This is a genomic window from Microbacterium cremeum, assembly GCF_015277855.1.
Lineage (GTDB): Bacteria > Actinomycetota > Actinomycetes > Actinomycetales > Microbacteriaceae > Microbacterium > Microbacterium cremeum.
This window is the reverse complement of the sequence record NZ_CP063812.1, coordinates 1,098,311-1,115,463: the sequence shown is the minus strand read 5'-3', so window position 1 is coordinate 1,115,463 and position 17,153 is coordinate 1,098,311. Positions and strand designations below refer to the sequence as shown.

Annotated in this window: 17 protein-coding genes and 1 tRNA gene; 9 read left to right on the top strand and 9 right to left on the bottom strand. The window is 70.7% G+C overall.

Annotation, left to right across the window (positions count from 1 at the left end):
• Position 1: 1 nt before the first annotated feature.
• The 4 genes from IM778_RS04790 to IM778_RS04775 form a co-directional block, all read right to left on the bottom strand.
• Positions 2 to 1,114 carry an FUSC family protein gene (locus IM778_RS04790; RefSeq protein ID WP_194410929.1) on the bottom strand — a complete coding sequence of 371 codons (1,113 nt, stop codon included), beginning with the start codon at positions 1,112 to 1,114 and terminating at the stop codon, positions 2 to 4.
• 6 nt (positions 1,115 to 1,120) lie between these two features.
• Positions 1,121 to 2,227 (bottom strand): CAF17-like 4Fe-4S cluster assembly/insertion protein YgfZ, encoded by a 1,107-nt coding sequence (ygfZ, locus tag IM778_RS04785; protein WP_194410928.1) that lies wholly within the window; start codon positions 2,225 to 2,227, stop codon positions 1,121 to 1,123.
• Positions 2,227 to 2,823 (bottom strand): nitrobindin family protein, encoded by a 597-nt coding sequence (locus tag IM778_RS04780; protein WP_194410927.1) that lies wholly within the window; start codon positions 2,821 to 2,823, stop codon positions 2,227 to 2,229. Before IM778_RS04780 ends, ygfZ begins: the two co-directional genes overlap by 1 nt.
• Positions 2,824 to 2,956: 133 nt before the next feature.
• The gene (locus tag IM778_RS04775; RefSeq protein WP_194410926.1) at positions 2,957 to 3,247 is read right to left on the bottom strand and encodes a hypothetical protein; all 291 of its coding nucleotides are present in this window, start codon (positions 3,245 to 3,247) and stop codon (positions 2,957 to 2,959) included.
• 167 nt (positions 3,248 to 3,414) lie between these two features.
• Between IM778_RS04775 and IM778_RS04770 the strand changes: the two genes are divergently transcribed.
• From IM778_RS04770 to pstB, 7 genes are all read left to right on the top strand, one after another.
• Positions 3,415 to 4,113 (top strand): winged helix-turn-helix domain-containing protein, encoded by a 699-nt coding sequence (locus IM778_RS04770; protein ID WP_194410925.1) that lies wholly within the window; start codon positions 3,415 to 3,417, stop codon positions 4,111 to 4,113.
• A gap of 83 nt (positions 4,114 to 4,196) precedes the next feature.
• Positions 4,197 to 6,362, top strand: a complete 2,166-nt coding sequence (locus IM778_RS04765; protein WP_194410924.1) for an RNA degradosome polyphosphate kinase — start codon at positions 4,197 to 4,199, stop codon at positions 6,360 to 6,362.
• Positions 6,359 to 7,297 carry an NUDIX hydrolase gene (locus tag IM778_RS04760; RefSeq protein WP_194410923.1) on the top strand — a complete coding sequence of 313 codons (939 nt, stop codon included), beginning with the start codon at positions 6,359 to 6,361 and terminating at the stop codon, positions 7,295 to 7,297. Before IM778_RS04765 ends, IM778_RS04760 begins: the two co-directional genes overlap by 4 nt.
• A 198-nt stretch (positions 7,298 to 7,495) precedes the next feature.
• Positions 7,496 to 8,605 (top strand): phosphate ABC transporter substrate-binding protein PstS, encoded by a 1,110-nt coding sequence (gene pstS, locus IM778_RS04755; protein ID WP_194410922.1) that lies wholly within the window; start codon positions 7,496 to 7,498, stop codon positions 8,603 to 8,605.
• Positions 8,606 to 8,680: 75 nt separating this feature from the next.
• On the top strand, positions 8,681 to 9,625 hold the full coding sequence (pstC, locus tag IM778_RS04750; RefSeq protein WP_194410921.1) for a phosphate ABC transporter permease subunit PstC: 945 nt from the start codon (positions 8,681 to 8,683) through the stop codon (positions 9,623 to 9,625).
• 1 nt (position 9,626) lies between these two features.
• Positions 9,627 to 10,733, top strand: coding sequence for a phosphate ABC transporter permease PstA (pstA, locus tag IM778_RS04745; protein WP_194410920.1), 1,107 nt, complete (start codon positions 9,627 to 9,629; stop codon positions 10,731 to 10,733).
• Between the two features lie 31 nt (positions 10,734 to 10,764).
• Positions 10,765 to 11,544 carry a phosphate ABC transporter ATP-binding protein PstB gene (gene pstB, locus IM778_RS04740; protein WP_194410919.1) on the top strand — a complete coding sequence of 260 codons (780 nt, stop codon included), beginning with the start codon at positions 10,765 to 10,767 and terminating at the stop codon, positions 11,542 to 11,544.
• A gap of 16 nt (positions 11,545 to 11,560) precedes the next feature.
• Here the strand turns inward: pstB and IM778_RS04735 are convergent, their stop codons facing one another.
• From IM778_RS04735 to IM778_RS04715, 5 genes are all read right to left on the bottom strand, one after another.
• Entirely contained in the window at positions 11,561 to 12,448 is an 888-nt protein-coding gene (locus tag IM778_RS04735; protein ID WP_194410918.1) for an aminotransferase class IV, read from the bottom strand.
• 207 nt (positions 12,449 to 12,655) lie between these two features.
• Entirely contained in the window at positions 12,656 to 13,294 is a 639-nt protein-coding gene (locus tag IM778_RS04730) for a response regulator transcription factor (RefSeq protein WP_194411730.1), read from the bottom strand.
• A gap of 86 nt (positions 13,295 to 13,380) precedes the next feature.
• A complete protein-coding gene (locus tag IM778_RS04725; RefSeq protein WP_194410917.1) occupies positions 13,381 to 13,788 on the bottom strand; it encodes a VOC family protein in 408 nt (135 codons plus the stop codon).
• Positions 13,789 to 13,857: 69 nt separating this feature from the next.
• On the bottom strand, positions 13,858 to 14,265 hold the full coding sequence (locus IM778_RS04720; RefSeq protein ID WP_194410916.1) for a helix-turn-helix transcriptional regulator: 408 nt from the start codon (positions 14,263 to 14,265) through the stop codon (positions 13,858 to 13,860).
• 44 nt (positions 14,266 to 14,309) lie between these two features.
• Complete coding sequence (locus IM778_RS04715) at positions 14,310 to 15,350, bottom strand: anti-sigma factor domain-containing protein (protein WP_228484752.1); 1,041 nt, start codon at positions 15,348 to 15,350, stop codon at positions 14,310 to 14,312.
• 153 nt (positions 15,351 to 15,503) lie between these two features.
• Between IM778_RS04715 and IM778_RS04710 the strand changes: the two genes are divergently transcribed.
• Together IM778_RS04710 and IM778_RS04705 are read left to right on the top strand one after the other, a co-directional pair.
• Positions 15,504 to 17,000: a serine/threonine-protein kinase gene (locus tag IM778_RS04710; protein ID WP_194410914.1), complete on the top strand. Its 1,497-nt coding sequence runs from the start codon at positions 15,504 to 15,506 to the stop codon at positions 16,998 to 17,000.
• A 51-nt stretch (positions 17,001 to 17,051) separates the two neighbouring features.
• Positions 17,052 to 17,124 (top strand) — tRNA-Lys (locus IM778_RS04705).
• The last annotated feature ends 29 nt before the right edge of the window (positions 17,125 to 17,153 follow it).

Here is a 17,153-nt window from a genome sequence, read left to right as displayed (position 1 = left end):
GTCACACCCGCGGCACGACGGCTCGTGCTTCGGCCGACGGCATGCCCGTCGCGGTGAGGAGGTCCACGGCGAGCGGACGCAGCGCCGTGATCAGGTTCTGCTCGCTCACCGAGCCGTGCGGAAGGATCGCGACCGGATCGAGCCGCACGGCGACGGCGCGCACCGCCTCGCGCGCCGCCGGCTGCAGGGCGATGTCGTCGAGACTCTCGTCCACGAGTCTCGCTGCACGCATGAGCTCCGCGACCAGGTCGGCCAGCACCGGTCGGCGCTCCCCGTCGTCGCACAGGTACACCGCGCGTCGCGCGACCACGCGCAGGTTGCGGGTGGCGAGATCCATCGCCTCGAGCACCGCACGATGGCGCCGCAGCTCGGCACGCTGCGGACGCAGCCACGGCGAGAACCCGGCCACCGCCAGACTGGAATCCAGCGACGCGCGCCAGTTGTCGACGTGGACCGCGATCGCGCGGGCCTTCTCGAGCGCCCTCGCCGCGCGCAACGCGTCGCCGCGGCGCAGCGCCTGCACGATGGTGCGGGCCGCATCGTCGGCCGCGGAGAAGACCGCGCGGCCGTCGCGCACCTCTTCACGCCGCGGATTGCGCGGGATCAACGCCGTCGCCACGAGCGCGGCGACACCGCCCACAGCGCCGTCGATCAAGCGCGCGAAGGGCTCGGCCGCCGGCAGCGACATGACGATGACCGCCTGCACGGCGGCCATGATCGCGAAAGGCGGGTACGGAGAGAGGAACCGCGCGACGAGCAGGGTCGCCCCGAGCGCGAGCGCGAGCTGCCACCACCCGGGACCCACGACGAGCACGAAGGCGTCCGCGACGAGGATCCCGACGAGCATGCCCACGACGGTCTCGAGCACCCGGCGGGGACGCGCGTCGCGCACCAGCCCGAGACTGGTGATGGTGACCGTCGCCGCCAGAAGGGGTGCAGGATGCCCCAGCACGTACAGGCAGAACGCCCACGCGGCGGTGGCGGCCACCGTGATCTGCGCGATCGCGATCGCCGAGTCGCGGACCCTCCAGACGTTGGGCCGCAGGTCGACGCGGGCGCGCCACCCGGTCGGCACGGGCCGGGTGAGGGGGGTCGACTCGGCGTCGCCGCTCACGAACGCCTACTGTGCAGAGGCGCGGCGCGACAGCCGCGTGATCCGGGGGACGCCGGCGGTGGCGCCGGCGTCGGGCGGCACCACGACCTCCTGCGCCGCCGCGACCGGGCCGTCCGGAGTGTCGACGGTCATACTCGCATCGACGGGCGTCGTCCTGCGCACGACGGCGAGTGCGATCGGGCCCTCTTCGTAGTGCAGCGCCGCCGAGGTCACGGTGCCGACTGCATCGTCGCCGATCCGCACCGCTGCTCCGCGCTCGGGCAGCACGCTGCCGCTGCCGTCGAGCTGCAGGGCGACCAGGCGCCGGGGCGGGTGACCGAGGTTGTGGACCTTCGCCACGGTCTCCTGGCCGCGGTAGCAGCCCTTGTCGAGATGCACCGCGGTGCGGAGCCAGTCCAGTTCGTGCGGCAGCGCGCGCTCGTCGACATCGGCGGACCAGCGGGGACGCCACGCCGCGACACGCAGCGCGTCGACGGCCGCGAGGCCTGCGATCTCGATCTCGCCCGTCGCCGCGGCCTCCGCGATCCGCCGCTCCTCGTCGCGCGTGACGATCGCCTCGGCCCAGACGCGCTCCGCACCCGGATGCGGGTCGACGACGGCGTACGCGTACCCGCCGGCGCCCGGCTGCGGCCACGGGTCGTTCCACACCAGCGGCACGCCGGCCGGAGCGGCGGCGGCGACCCGCTCGAGGGCGGCCGGGGTCCCGCCGATCACGGCGAAGTCCTCGTCGGCCGCGCGGGGGTCGACCCGCAGGCGGAACCGCATCTTGCGCAGCCACTCCAGCAGCCGCGGGGCGTCGTCCCGGTCGGCGATGAGCCACGTGGTCTCGCCGTCGTCGACGACGGATGCCGCATGCTCGACGTGTCCGCGCGGGTCGAGCACGAGCAGCTCGGTGCCCACGCCGGGCTCGAGTCGCGTGAGCGCCTGCGACGAGAGCGAGTCCAGCCACGACAGGCGGTCCTCGCCCGGGACCGCGATCACCGCGCGGTCGCCGAGCGGTGCGACGGCATCGCCGTCGTGGAGGCGCCGCTGCTCGATGAGCGGATTGCCGACGTGACGCAGCCCGGTGTCGTCCACGACGGCGCCGGGCAGGTGCGCGAAAGCGTTCGCCATCAGTCCACCCGCGCGAGGCGCGCCGACGCGTGCGAGCCGAGCTCGAAGCCCAGCGCCGCGACATCCCACGCCCACAGCAGGTGCGCGTCGACGAGGCCGTACATGCGCGTGGCGGCCGCGTACGCCTTGGTGCCGGCCGGGCGCACGACGGCGTCGGTCGCGATGTCGATGCGAGGGCCGCGGATCTGGCCGAGGTACAGCTCCGAGACCCCGTCGGCGTGCACGAGCGCGACCTCGATGTCGAAGCCGCCCTCGGCGTTGCGCAGCCGCTCGATGTCGTCGGCGGTCCGGGTGACGGGATCGGCGGTGGGCGGCAGCAGTCCGGGACCGGGGTCGGCATCGGTCGCGGTGCGCGCGATGCGCCAGTAGCCGAGTTCGGCGACCAGGCGCGTGCGGGCGCCGTCCTCGCCGTGGAGCCAGGCTTCGGCGGAGTAGTTCAGGTAGTCGCCGCCGTCGTGGCTGAAGCTCACGCGGTGGGTGAACTCGCCCGAGAACGCGTGCTCGCCGTAGTCGATGACTCCGGTGCCCTCCCACACGCCCACGAGCCATGACAACGGCACCAGCTCCGCAGGGAGGTCGGTCGGCAGCTCGATCACGAGGCGCCGATCAGCGCTGGCCGCGGTAGAGGTTCTTCAGGACGACCGCGGACACGAAGACGATCGCGAGCATGGCCAGACCCAGAAGGCCCACGAAGAACAGTTCGAGCGCGACAAGATCCATGGGGGAAGTCTAACCGGGAACGACGGCGGCCAGCCCGAATCCCAGGCTGATGACGCCCATCACGAGGACGGCGCCGAAGATGCTCGCCGCGACGCGCTCGGTGAACCCCTGCGACCGTCCCGACCACAACTGCACCGCGAAGGCCAGGATCAGGCAGCCGCCGAGCCCGACGCCCAGCCACGCGGCCCGCCACTCCTGCGTCGCGAGGACGCCGATGACGACAGCGAGGACCGCGGCGACGACCCATACGGCGACGATGCCGCCGAAGGTGCGGCGGGGGGCGAGTTCTGGCACGGCCACGTCGCTATCATCCCGCAGATCGGCGCCGGCCGCATCGCCGGCGACCCGCCGTCGCCCCGCCACGCGCCCGCGAGGCGCCCCCGGAGTCGTCGCACGAGCCGAGCGAGCACCGCGCACGCCCTACACTGGGTGCACGGCGCGCGCCCACGCGCCCGGAAGGCGACGCATTGGCACAGCTCCTGGTTCTGAGCTCCACGCACGGAGGCGGCCCCGTTCTGCCTTCGCTCGAACTCCTGAGCCACCGCGTGCGCCAGATCCCGGCGGAGCCCGCGCAGCTGGTGAACGCGCCCAGCGCCGACGTCATCTTCGTGGACGCGCGCGTGGACCTCGTGGGCGCGAAGTCGCTGTGCAAGATCCTGAACACGACCGGTCTCGACGCGCCGCTGCTGCTGATCGTGACCGAGGGCGGGCTCACCGCGGTCTCGACCGACTGGGGCGTCGACGACGTCATCCTCATGACGGCGGGCCCGGCCGAGGTCGATGCCCGCATCAGGCTCGCGATCGGGCGGCAGACCACCGAGCAGGTCTCGACGCGCATCCAGACGTCCGGCATCACGATCGACGAGTCCTCGTACTCGGCGAAAGTGCACGGCAAGCCGCTCGACCTGACGTACAAGGAGTTCCAGCTCCTCCACTTCTTCGCCACGCACCCGTCCCGGGTGTTCACGCGCGAGCAGCTGCTGAGCGAGGTGTGGGGCTACGACTACTTCGGCGGCACGCGCACCGTGGACGTGCACGTGCGGCGCCTCCGCGCGAAGCTCGGCGATCTCGAGCAGCTCATCGGAACGGTGCGCAACGTCGGCTACCGCTTCAACGTCTACGAGGACGACCAGATCCCCGCGCCCCGCGAGCGCAGCGACGCCTGAGGCCCGCGGATGCCGCAGGGTCGGCATCCGTCATCATCCACGGTGTTCACACCCTGGTCATACGACCCTGCAATGATGAGGGGATGATCGAACCCGACGTGCTCGACGCCGGCTTGGGCGATGCGGACGACGACGACTTCGACCAGTCGGAGGAGTTCGACGCGCAGCTGCCCGACCACCGCTACCTCGACCGAGAGGTGAGCTGGCTCTCGTTCAACCAGCGCGTGCTCGAGCTCGCCGAGGACCCGAGCCTGCCCGTGCTCGAACGCGCGAACTTCCTCGCGATCTTCGCGAGCAACCTCGACGAGTTCTTCATGGTGCGGGTCGCGGGCCTGAAGCGTCGCATCGTCACGGGCCTGGCCGTGCCGACGAACGTCGGCCGCTCCCCCGCCGACGTGCTCACCGACATCTCGGCCGAGGCGCACCGCCTGCAGGTGCGGCACGCCGACGCGTGGACCAGGCTGGTCAAGCCCGCGATGGCGGATGCCGGCATCGCGGTCGTCTCGTACGACACCCTCGACGAAGACGAGCGCGAGGGACTGTACGACTACTTCCAGTCGCAGGTGTTCCCGGTGCTGATGCCGCTCGCGGTCGACCCGGCGCACCCCTTCCCCTACATCTCGGGCCTGTCGCTGAACCTCGCGATCCGCATCCGCAACGCCCGCACCGGCCGCCAGGAGTTCGCGCGCCTGAAGGTGCCCCCGATGCTCCCCCGGTTCATCGAGCTCCCGCGCATCGACGGCGTCGTACGGCTCCTGCCGCTCGAGGACCTCATCTCGAGCCACCTCGACGACCTCTTCCCCGGCATGGAGGTGCTCGACCACCACGCCTTCCGCCTCACCCGCAACGAAGACGTCGTGATCGAGGAGGACGAGACCGAGAATCTCATCCAGGCGCTCGAGGCCGAGCTGCTGCGCCGGCGGTTCGGTCCGCCGATCCGCCTCGAGATCACCGACGACATGGACGAGCTGACGCTCGACCTGCTGCTCAAGGAGCTCGACATCACCGAGCAGGAGGTCTACCGCCTCCCCGGGCCGCTCGACCTGCGCGGCCTCTTCGACCTCGGGCGCATCAACCGCCCCGACCTGCGGTACAAGCCGCACGTGCCGACGACGGCGCTCGCCTTCCAGCCCGGCGACAACAACGAGCGCGCCGACATCTTCTCGTCGATCCGCAAGGGCGACGTCCTCGTGCATCACCCGTACGAGTCGTTCGCGACGAGCGTGCAGGCCTTCCTCGAGCAGGCCGCGAAGGATCCGCACGTCCTCGCCATCAAGCAGACGCTGTACCGCACGTCGGGCGACAGCCCCATCGTCGAGGCGCTGATCGACGCGGCCGAGGCGGGCAAGCAGGTGCTCGCGCTGGTCGAGATCAAGGCCCGCTTCGACGAGGCGAACAACATCGTGTGGGCGCGCAAGCTCGAGAAGGCCGGCGTGCACGTCGTCTACGGCCTGGTCGGCCTCAAGACCCATTGCAAGCTCGCGCTCGTCATCCGCGAGGAGAACGGCGTGCTGCGCAGCTACAGCCACGTCGGCACCGGCAACTACAACCCGAAGACCAGCCGCATCTACGAGGACTTCGGCCTCTTCACCGCCGACGACCAGGTCGGCCGGGATCTCACGCGACTGTTCAACGAGCTGAGCGGCTACGCGATCGAGAAGAAGTTCAAGCGCCTGCTCGTGGCTCCGCTGCACCTGCGCAAGGGACTGCTCCGTCTCATCGAGAAGGAGCGCCGCAACGCCCTGGACGGCAAGACGGCGAGCGTGCGCATCAAGGTGAACTCGATGGTCGACGAGCAGATCATCGACGCGCTGTACCGTGCCAGCCAGGCGGGTGTGAAGGTGGAGGTGTGGGTGCGCGGCATCTGCTCGCTGAAGCCGGGTGTGCCGGGCATGAGCGAGAACATCACGGTCCGCTCGATCCTCGGGCGCTACCTCGAGCACTCCCGCATCTTCGCGTTCCACGGCGACGGCGAGCCCACCGTGTACATCGGCAGCGCCGACATGATGCACCGCAACCTCGACCGGCGGGTCGAGGCGCTGGTGCGCGTGTCGTCGCCCGCGCACGTCAAGGAGCTGATCGACCTGTTCGACCTCGCGATGAGCGACGGCACGAGCTCGTGGCACCTCGGTCCCGACGGCGAGTGGGTGCGCCACAACATCGACGACGACGGCAAGATCCTCGTCGACCTGCAGGACAAGACCATGGCGAACGTGCAGCGCCGCCGACGTGCACGGGCGGTGCGATGACCGAGACCGCCGTCTACGCGGCGGGGGGCGTCGTGTGGCGCGTCGTCGACGACAAGCTGCGCATTCTCCTCATCCACCGCACCAAGTACCGCGATGTGACGCTGCCCAAGGGCAAGGTCGATCCCGGTGAGATGCTCGCCGAGACGGCGGCCCGCGAGATCCACGAAGAGACCGGCATCCGTGTCGCGCTCGGCGTGCCGGTGGGCGTCTCGAGGTATCACCTCCCGAGCAAGCGCACCAAGATCGTGCACTACTGGGCGGCCGAGGCGACGGATGCCGCGATCCGGGCATCGGCGTTCGTCCCCAACAAAGAGATCGCCGCGCTGGAGTGGGTCAAGCCCAAGAAGGCGCTCGCGCGCCTCAGCTACCCCGTCGACGTCGAGATCGTCGAGAACTTCGTGCGACTTATCGAGGAGGGCGTGCTCCGCACCTTCCCGATCATCGTGCTGCGGCACGCCAAGGCCGTCGAACGCGGCGACTGGCAGGGGAAGGATGCCGCACGCCCGCTGTCGCCGCGAGGCGAGAAGCAGGCGAAGTCCATCGTCGGACCGCTCGTGTCGTTCGGCGCCCGCAAGCTGATCTCGAGCCCCGCGACCCGCTGCGTCACGACGCTGGCACCCCTCTCGGCGGCTCTCGACCGCAAGGTCGGGACGACGAAGCTCATCGGGCAGGACGCGTGGGAGGAGGGCACCTCCGACCCGCGCAAGATCGTCGGCGAGCGCGTCCGCGCGCGCAAGCCCGCCGTGCTGTGCAGCCACGGCCCGGTGCTGCCGGACATCATGAGCGAGATCGCGCTGGCCACCGGCACCCTGCGCGGGTCCTATCTCGGCAGCGCCTCGGCGCTCGAGCCCGCGGCGTTCTCGGTGGTGCACCTCTCGGTCGACAACCCCGGGTCGGGGATCGTCGCGATCGAGACCCACATCCCCAAGATCTGAGGCATCCGCAGGTGAACGGGCGACCCTGTATCGTCGCACGGATCCACGTGCACGCTGGAGCCCGTTCACCTTCCGTTCACCTGCTGAGCCCACTCTCTTAAGAGTCCGCGCCTACGTTTCAGAGCGAACCCCGCACCGGGTTCGCCCCGGAAGCCCGAAATCCGGGCATCCATCCCTGACACGTGAAGGATTCACACAGTGAAGATCTCTCGCATCGCCCAGGTGGGCGCTGTCGCCGCAGTCGCGGCCCTCGCCCTCGCCGGCTGCGCCTCGAACGAGAACCCCGGAGGCGGCAACACCGACGCGCCCGACTCGACCCTGTCCGGCGAGATCGCCGGCGGTGGTTCGTCCGCGCAGGAGGTCGCCGTCCAGGCGTGGACCGCCGGCTTCCAGACCGCGAACCCCGGCGTCACCATCACGTACGACCCCGCCGGCTCCGGCGCGGGCCGCGAGTCGTTCCAGGCCGGTGCGTTCCCGTTCGCGGGCTCGGACCGCGCCTTCACGGTCGACGAGATCGACGAGGGGCCGTTCGACGGCTGCGTCGACGGCTCGGGAATCGTCGAGCTCCCGACCTACATCTCGCCGATCGCGGTCATCTTCAACATCGAGGGCGTCGACGCGCTCAACCTCGACCCCGCGACCATCGCAGGCCTGTTCGCCGGCACGATCACCAACTGGAACGACCCGGCGATCGCCGCGCTCAACCCCGACGCGACGCTGCCCGACCTGGCCGTCACGCCCGTGCACCGCGCGGACGACTCGGGCACCACCGAGAACTTCACCGACTACCTCAACCAGGCCGCACCCGACGTGTGGACCTCGGAGGCCGACGGCGTGTGGCCGCTCTCGAGCGGCGAGGCCGCCCAGGGCACCTCGGGCGTCGTGTCGGCCGTCGCCGGCGGCAACGGCACGATCGGCTACGCCGACGCGTCGCGCGCCGCCGAGGAGGGCCTCTCGACCGCTGCCGTACAGGTCGGCGACGAGTTCGTGGCGTACTCGCCCGAGGCTGCCGCCGCCATCGTCGACGCGTCGCCGTTCGAAGAGGGCCGCGGCGAGGCCGACCTCGCGATCGAGCTGCAGCGCACCTCGACCGAGGCGGGCGTCTACCCGATCGTCCTCATCAGCTACATGATCGCGTGCCAGGAGTACGCCGACGCGTCGGTCGCCCCGATCGTCAAGGGCTACCTCCAGTACGTGGCGAGCGCCGAGGGCCAGGACGCGGCCGCTGCCGCCGCCGGCTCGGCGCCGATCTCGGACACCCTGCGCGAGCAGGTCAACGCCGCGATCGACACGATCGTCACGGAGTAATACCGTCGTACCCGGCCCGATCCTGCGGATCGGGCCGGGTACACCTTCGACAACCCGAACCAGCAGAAGGACACCATGACCACGACGACCGCCCCGGCCGCGGGCAAGGTCAAGCAGCGGCCAGGGGACCGCTGGTTCTCGGGAACCGCGCTCGGCGCCGGCGTGATGATCCTCGTCACCCTCGCCGCCGTCGCGATCTTCCTCATCGTCCAGTCCGTCCCGGGCCTCACCGCGACGAGCGAGAACGCGAGCCTGCTCAGCGGGAACTTCTGGCAGTACGTCTGGCCGCTCGCGTTCGGCACCGTGTGGGCGTCGTTCCTCGCCCTGCTGATGGCCGTGCCGCTGGCCGTCTCGGTCGCCCTCTTCATCTCCCACTACGCACCGCGCCGTCTCGCGCAGGGTCTCGGCTACCTCGTCGACCTGCTCGCGGCGGTGCCCTCCGTCGTCTTCGGCCTGTGGGGCATCCTCGTGCTCGCCCCGGCCGTCCAGCCTGTCTACGCGTGGCTGAACGCGAACATGGGGTGGTTCCCGCTCTTCGGCGGCACGGTGTCCAGCACCGGACGCACCATCTTCACCGCCGCGATCGTCCTGGCCGTCATGGTCGTGCCCATCATCACCGCGATCTGCCGCGAGATCTTCCTGCAGACCCCGGTCCTCCACGAGGAGGCGGCACTCGCCCTCGGCGCGACCCGCTGGGAGATGATCCGCATGGCGGTGTTCCCCTTCGGCCGCAGCGGCATAGTCTCGGCGTCGATGCTCGGCCTCGGCCGCGCGCTCGGCGAGACGATGGCGGTCGCCATGGTGCTCTCGGTCGCCAACATCGTGACGTTTGAGCTCTTCACGTCCGAGAACCCGGGCACCATCCCCGCGAACATCGCGCTGACCTTCCCCGAGGCGTACGGCGTCAACATCAACGTGCTGATCGCCACCGGCCTCATCCTCTTCATCGTCACCTTCGCGGTCAACGCCATCGCCCGATGGATCGTCAGCCGCCGCAAGGAATTCTCGGGAGCGAACTGACATGACCGTGACCACCGCTCCCCCGCAGACGCCACCGCAGTCGGTCGTCCGCGAAAGCCCGCGTCTCACGAGCGGCCACCTCCCGGGCTGGGCGCCGTGGGCGATCCTCGCCGCGAGCGCCGTCGTCAGCGCCGTGATCTTCGCCATCCCCTCGCTCGGCGCGGGTGACCCGTTCAACCTGGCCGGGTGGGCCGTCGTCGGAGCGATCCTCTACCTCGTGCTCATCGTGGTGCTCTCGAGCCTCGTCGAGGGGCGCCGCAAGGGCGTCGACCGACTGGTCACGGGCGTCGTCACGATCGCGTTCGGCATCGCGATGGTCCCGCTGGTGTCGGTGGCGGCCACGGTGCTGGTCAACGGCGTGGCGGGGCTGTCGGCGGAGTTCTTCACGTCGTCGATGCGCAACGTCGTCGGCGAGGGCGGCGGCGCGCTGCATGCCATCGTCGGGACACTGCTCATCACGGTGGCAGCCGCCGTCATCTCCATCCCGATCGGAATCTTCACGGCCATCTACCTCATCGAGTACGGCGCCGGCAACCGGCTCGCACGCGGCATCACGTTCCTCGTCGACGTGATGACCGGCATCCCGTCGATCGTCGCGGGTCTGTTCGCCTACGCCGTCTTCGCCCTCATCTTCGGTCCGGGCATCCGCATGGGCATCATGGGCTCGATCGCGCTGTCGGTGCTCATGATCCCGGTCGTGGTCCGCTCCACGGAAGAGATGCTGCGCCTCGTGCCGAACGAGCTGCGCGAGGCGTCGCTCGCGCTCGGTGTGCCCAAGTGGCGCACGATCGCCAAGGTCGTGCTGCCGACCTCGATGGCGGGCATCACCACGGGCGTCATGCTGTCGATCTCGCGCGTCATCGGCGAGACCGCGCCGCTGCTGCTGACCGCAGGCGTCGCCACCTCCATGAACTACGACCTCTTCAACGGCCGCATGATGACGCTGCCGGTGTTCGCGTACTCGCAGTACATGAACCAGGGCATCCCCGCCCAGGCGTACATCGACCGGGCGTGGAGCGCGGCTCTCGCCCTCATCGTCATCGTGATGCTCCTGAACCTCATCGCGCGCATCATCGCGAAGGTCTTCTCGCCCAAGCTCGGCCGCTGAGCATCCCACCCGAAAAGAACTGACAGGGAACATGTCCAAGAGCATCGAAGTCAACGACCTCAACGTCTACTACGGCGACTTCCTGGCCGTCGAGGGCGTCGCGCTCGACATCGAGCCGCGCAGCGTCACCGCGTTCATCGGCCCGTCGGGATGCGGCAAGTCGACGTTCCTGCGCACCCTCAACCGCATGCACGAGGTCATCCCCGGCGCGCGCGTCGAGGGCGAGGTGCTCCTCGACGGCGAGAACCTGTACGGCCCGAACATCGACCCGGTGCTCGTGCGGCGCCAGGTGGGCATGGTCTTCCAGCGCCCCAACCCGTTCCCCACGATGTCGATCCGCGAGAACGTGCTGGCCGGAGTCAAGCTCAACAACAAGCGGATGCCGAAGTCCGACGCCGACGCTCTCGTCGAGAAGTCGCTGCGCGGCGCGAACCTCTGGAACGAGGTCAAGGACCGCCTCGACAAGCCGGGCTCGGGCCTCTCGGGCGGTCAGCAGCAGCGTCTGTGCATCGCCCGTGCGATCGCGGTCTCGCCCGAGGTCATCCTGATGGACGAGCCCTGCTCGGCCCTCGACCCCATCTCGACCTACGCGATCGAGGAGCTGATCGGCGAGCTGAAGAACGAGTACACCGTCGTCATCGTCACGCACAACATGCAGCAGGCATCGCGCGTGAGCGACAAGACGGCGTTCTTCAACATCGCCGGCACCGGCAAGCCCGGCAAGCTCATCGAGTACGACGACACCAGGACGATCTTCACGACGCCCTCCGTGCAGGCGACCGAGGACTACGTCTCGGGTCGATTCGGATGACCGCCGGAGGCGGGGCTCAGTCCCGCGGGCTCAGCAGGTACTGATTGAAGGATGCCGTCAGCTCGGCGTCCACCGGAACCTCGACGGCGTCGATCGCCGTGATCGGCACTGCGAGGCGCACGCTCGACACCAGCCACGCGGCATCCGCCTGCGCCATCGCCGACACCGGCACCGTCTCATAGGCGACCTCGTGGCCGTGCTCGGCGAGGTGTGCGAACAGGCTCAGCTGCGTCGTCCCGTGAAGGATGCCGCCGTTGGGCGCGGGCGTGACGAACCGCCCGTCGACGCGGAGGATGAGCGAGGCCGTGGGGGCCTCGAGGACGAACCCGTCGGAGGTCACGAAGATCGCGTCGTCGGCGCCCCGGCGGCGCGCTTCCCGGATCGCCGCCATGTTCACCGCGTACGACAGGGTCTTGGCGCCCAGCAGCAGCCACGGCGCCTTCGCGGGCGTGTCGAGGCCGTAGCCGCGGTCGAGTGTCACGACCCGGATGCCGCGTTCGCGGACGCGGGTGTTGTCGGGCGCTTCGGCGGCGGTCACCCACGCGGTCGGCGTCGGACCGTGCTCGACGCCGCGGCTGAGGATGAGCTTGATCACCGCCTCCCCGTGCGGGGGGCAGTGCTCCGCGGCGACCTCGACCGCCTGCCGCCACTGCTCACGATGCGGCACCGGCAGGTCGCACAGCGCCGCGGAGTGCGCGAGCCGATCCAGGTGCGGGCCGACCTCCTGCGCGTGCCGGTCGACGACGCCGATCGACTCGAAGATGCCGTCGCCGCGCTGCGTGCTCATCTCCCCCACGCTCAGCGCCGGCGCCGCCACGTCGATCGGCGTGAAGGTGCCGCTGAAGTCGGTGCGGGGGTCGTCGGATGCCGCGGGGTCGATCACGAGCGCGAAACGCCAGGCCATGCCACCGAGCCTACGACCTCGGGAATGCCTGCCCCGTCTCCTCGGTTACACTGGATCGGCCGGGCCGCAGTAACCCCGGGCTCCATCTTCTGCCGCTGCGAGCGGCCTCGCGCCGAGAGGCGTTCTGCGGCCCGGCACTTGACGCAGTGCGGATCAATGCGACGAAGGAGCGTTGATGCGTGCCGGGTCAAGGCACGGACGGATGCCTCAGGTGAGGGCGTCGCGTCGCCACAGGCCCGCGGAAGCGGCGAGGTCGGCGGCGTAGTCCGAGAGCCGCAGCGCACGGGTGGTGAACGACGACGCCCGATCCGGCTCGGTGGCCTCGTAGTCGTCGGCGACATGCGTCGCACCCGACGCCTGGATGCGGCAGAACGCGGCCGCGCGGTCGAGCGCGACGGCGAAGTCCCCCTCGAACAGTCCGCGCATGATCGTGTCGACCAGGGCGACGAGCTCGTCGGGGCCGGCGGGTGACGGCGCTCCTGCCACGACCTCGTCGGCCGACGAGAGCTCGGCACGGCCGCGCTCGTACAGGAGCGCGGCCGTGCGCGGATCGTCGTGGATCATGAGCTGCAGCAGGTACAGCCGCCAGAGGGCTCCGGGCAGCGTCTTCGCCGGCGACCGCGACCACAGCTCGGCGATGTCGTCGATGCCGTGCTGATCGGTGAAGGCGATGAGACGGTCGATCACCCCGGCGTCGGGGTCGGTGCGCACGCGTGCGAGCAGCGCGTGCGCCGTCGAGTGGGCGATCCGCGACACCTCGGCGGGATCCTCGGCCGAGTACAGCCGGTCGAAGAGCTCGGCCGGCCGGCGGACGGGCTTGTGGAACTCTCTGGACTCCTCGCTCACCTGCTCCACGCTACCCGCCGCGACGAGCACGGGAGCCGGCTGGCGCAGGGCGGCGGCCCACGGCAGGCACATGATCGACCCCGGTCTCAGGCCTGGTTGATGCGGATGTGGTTGCCGGACGGGTCGCGGAACGCGCAGTCCTTCGCTCCCCATCCCTGTTCGATCGGCTCCTGGAGCACCTCCGCCCCGAACGCGCGCAGGCGCTCGAAGGTGGCGTCGAGGTCGTCGGTGGTGAACACGTAGGGGCCGGGACCGGAGCCCTTCACGATGAGGCGCTGGAGGGCGTCGCCGTCCTCGGGCGAGCGTCCTGCGGTCGGGTCCGACACCACGAGCGACAGCCCGGCCTGCCCGGCGAACCCGAAGCTCACCCACCGGTGGCCGTCGTACGAGACATCGTTGACGATCTCGAGGCCGAGACCGTCGCGGTAGAACGGGATCGCGGCGTCGACGTCGTCGACGGTGATGGGGCTGTATGCGAGAGAGATGCTGGTCATGGCATCCACGCTAGGGCGCCGCTGCCGGCCGTGCTTCTCCGATCCTGCTCGGTTCGGGCAGGGGCCGCCTCACGCGTAGCGCGTCGGCCGCGTGAGGATCTTCGCGATGCACAGCGGCATCACCTCGGCGGCGTCGTGCGGGCGGGCCCGGTACGCGCTCGGAGTCTCGCCGACGATCTCAGTGAAGGTCGAGCTGAACGAGCCCAGCGACGTCGCACCCACCGCGATGCAGGCATCCGTCACCGTCGATCCGTTCCGCAGCAGAGCCATCGCCCGTTCGATGCGCCGGGTCATCAAGTACGCGTAGGGCGTCTCGCCGTACGCCGCCTTGAACTCGCGAGAGAAGTGCGCCGGCGACATGAGCGCCTTCGCGGCCATCGTCGGCACGTCGAGGGGCAGGGCGTAGTCACGGTCGATCAGGTCGCGGGCACGACGCAGGTGCACGAGGGTCTGAGGAGATTGCGGGGCGGATGCCACGGCACCACGTTAGCCGCAACCGCCGTTGGGCGAGCTGCGCCGGGCTACCCGGTGGGGATCTCGAAGATCGGGCGCTCCGTCGGCGTCCCCTCCGCCGGGGCGTCCTCGGGCGCGACCGTCACCGCGATGACGGCGCCCTCCTGCCAGTCGCCCTCCAGCTGCACCGTCGCCGAGCCGTCCGGACCCGGATCGAACGTGCCCGCAGGCGTGTACTGGCCGTCTTGGACCCACCAGATCTCGAGCACCTCGTTCGCGCCGATGGCGCGGAGATCCGTCGTCACGAGCACCGCTTCCCCGAGCGAGGGCGACCAGTGGGCTGTCGCCGAGCCGCCGTCGTCCAGCGCCACCGTCGCCGAGACAGCGTCGGGCGCGGCCTCGATCTCGTCGAGTGCGGCCAGCGTCGGCGGGCGCGTGAGCACCTCGTTGATGGTCGCGGCGACGTACCCGAGCCCGACCAGCACGACCAGTGCGACCGCGAGGCCGACGACCGCCCGCGTCCAGTTGCGTCGCGACATGGCCTGGATCACCGTCGTGGTCGGCGCCGGCTCCACCATGGGATGGTCCGTCCGGTCCGGCGCGGCGCGCTGCGGCATGGCGACAGCCTCACCCTGTTCGAGCGCGGCGGCGACGACGGATGCCTCGACCGGCGGCACCTGCGGAGACGCGGCGATCTGCGCAAGCAGGCTCGAGCGCATCGTGAGCGGCGGTGCGGCATCGGCGGTCGCGACGGCGGTGGTCGCGGCATCCGTCGACGAGGACGGCTGCCCGTCACCGGCGCGCCCACGCGCCGCGTCGGCCGCGCGGCGCTGGGCGATGGCGAGCACCCACGGACGCCCGCGTTCGCCGGACGACGCGAAACGCGCGGCGGCGCGCCAGACCTCGAGGAACACGTCCTGCAGGACCTGCTCGCTCTGCGCGCGATCGCCCACCGTCGCCAGGGCCAGCCCGAACACGCGCGGCGCCAGCAGATCGTACAGGCGGGCGAACGCGGACTCGTCGCCTTCTGCCGTGCGAGCCAGGAGCACGCCGACACGATCGATGCGGGTCGTTCCGTCGTCCGGGATGTCGAGGCCGTCGATGACCATGCCCTCCAGCATGCCGTACTCGGCAACCGGACGAGTTGCACCGATCCTGCCCGACGTCAAGGGGCATGTCACCGGCGGAGCCTCTGCCTACGTTGGAACTCAGCTCGAAGTGCCGCGACCCCCCTGTGCGGCGGTTCGCAGCGGGGAGGAAGAGTGACAGACCTGCGTGAGGTCGAGGACATCTCGACGGGTGAGCTGCTCGACGGCCGATACCGGCTCGAGGAGCGCATCGGCGAAGGCGGCATGGCGCGGGTCTACCGCGCCGAAGACACGCATCTGGATCGCACGATCGCGGTCAAGCTGCTGCGGAACCCGCTCGATGGACCGGCGATGCTCGAGCGCGCCCGCGCCGAGACGAAGGTGCTGGCGTCGCTCAACCACCACTCGATCGTGACGGTGTTCGACGCCCGCATCTCGGACCTCGACGGCAGCTACATCGTGATGGAGTACGTCGAGGGCATCACCCTGCGCGATCTCATCAGCAAGGGGCCGATCGACGAGCGGGACGTCGCCCGCATCTCCGTCGACGTGGCAGAGGGCCTCCATGTGGCGCACTCGGCCGGCATCGTCCACCGCGACGTCAAGCCCTCGAACGTGTTGCTGGGCCCGTCGCCGCTGCCCGGCCCGACGTGGCACGCGAAGCTCGCCGACTTCGGCATCGCGTTCCTCCTCGACTCGGCGCGCGTCACCACTCCCGGACTCGTGATGGGAACCGCCGCCTATATCGCGCCGGAGCAGGCGCAGGGTGCGCCGCCGCAGCCGGCGTCGGACGTGTACTCGTTCGGGATCATGCTCATCGAGGCACTCACCGGCACGAGGCCGTATGCCGATGCCGAGGGCATCGGTGCGCTCACCGCGCGCCTGATCTCTCCGCCGCCGATCCCACAGGAGCTCGATCCGGCGTGGCAGGGGCTCTTGCGGGGCATGACCGCGACGCGCCCGGACGACCGGCCCACGGCGCTCGAGGTCGCCCAGGCGACGGCGAAGCTCGCGGCGGGGTCGATGGACACGTCGACGATCGGTCAGCCGACGCAGGCGGTCAGCCTGGCGACGCGGCCCACGATGATGCTGCCCGCGGCGGGCGTCGGGGGTCCGGGGGCCGGGGGTGCGGGCGGCGCGGCCGGCTCCGGCGCGGGTCCGGAGGCCGGCGCGAGCACGCACGGCGCGCCGGCGAGCGGTGACGTGACTCTCCCGGGCGCGATTCCCCCCGGCGAGGCGACAGATCCCGTCGATCCCGTCGCGGCATCGGCGATCCGCCAGACCGCGCCGGTGACACGGACCGACCCGCGACGCCGACGGCGACTTCTCGCGCTGCTGATGGTGGCGAGCCTCGTTGCGATCGCGTTGGTGGCCGCCATCTGGGCGACGACGCTGGCTGCCACGACGCCCGACCCGGAGCCCACGACCCCGGCGGTGCCCTCGGTAATCCCCAGCGAGGCGCCGACCGAGGCGCCTCCGCCCTCCGTCGTGGACGACGACGGAGGCGACAACAGCGGCCCGGGCAACGGCGGCGGCAACGGCGGCGGGAATGGGAACGGCAACGGCGGCGGGAACGGCGGCGGGAACGGCGGTCCGGGCAACGGCAACGGCAATCAGGGCGGCGGCGGCGTCGGAAACGGCGGCCCGGGCCGCGGCGGCGGCAACGGCTGATCCTCCGGCCTGCGGCCGCGGCGCCTGCGGGCCATTAGGCTTGGTGGCCGAGGGCCTCTAGCTCAGTCGGTAGAGCATCGGACTTTTAATCCGCGGGTCGTGGGTTCGAGCCCCACGGGGCCCACTCGAGAACGTCGGCCGCCGACGGTTCGT

What these genes read in the sequence shown, in the direction of transcription:
- IM778_RS04760 (WP_194410923.1), top strand. Translation starts at nt 6,359, where the DNA reads ATGACCGAGACCGCCGTCTACGCGGCGGGGGGCGTCGTGTGGCGCGTC.
- pstB (WP_194410919.1), top strand. Translation starts at nt 10,765, where the DNA reads ATGTCCAAGAGCATCGAAGTCAACGACCTCAACGTCTACTACGGCGAC.
- IM778_RS04735 (WP_194410918.1), bottom strand. Translation starts at nt 12,448, where the DNA reads ATGGCCTGGCGTTTCGCGCTCGTGATCGACCCCGCGGCATCCGACGAC.
- pstA (WP_194410920.1), top strand. Translation starts at nt 9,627, where the DNA reads ATGACCGTGACCACCGCTCCCCCGCAGACGCCACCGCAGTCGGTCGTC.
- IM778_RS04725 (WP_194410917.1), bottom strand. Translation starts at nt 13,788, where the DNA reads ATGACCAGCATCTCTCTCGCATACAGCCCCATCACCGTCGACGACGTC.
- pstC (WP_194410921.1), top strand. Translation starts at nt 8,681, where the DNA reads ATGACCACGACGACCGCCCCGGCCGCGGGCAAGGTCAAGCAGCGGCCA.
- ygfZ (WP_194410928.1), bottom strand. Translation starts at nt 2,227, where the DNA reads ATGGCGAACGCTTTCGCGCACCTGCCCGGCGCCGTCGTGGACGACACC.
- IM778_RS04765 (WP_194410924.1), top strand. Translation starts at nt 4,197, where the DNA reads ATGATCGAACCCGACGTGCTCGACGCCGGCTTGGGCGATGCGGACGAC.
- IM778_RS04715 (WP_228484752.1), bottom strand. Translation starts at nt 15,350, where the DNA reads ATGGTCATCGACGGCCTCGACATCCCGGACGACGGAACGACCCGCATC.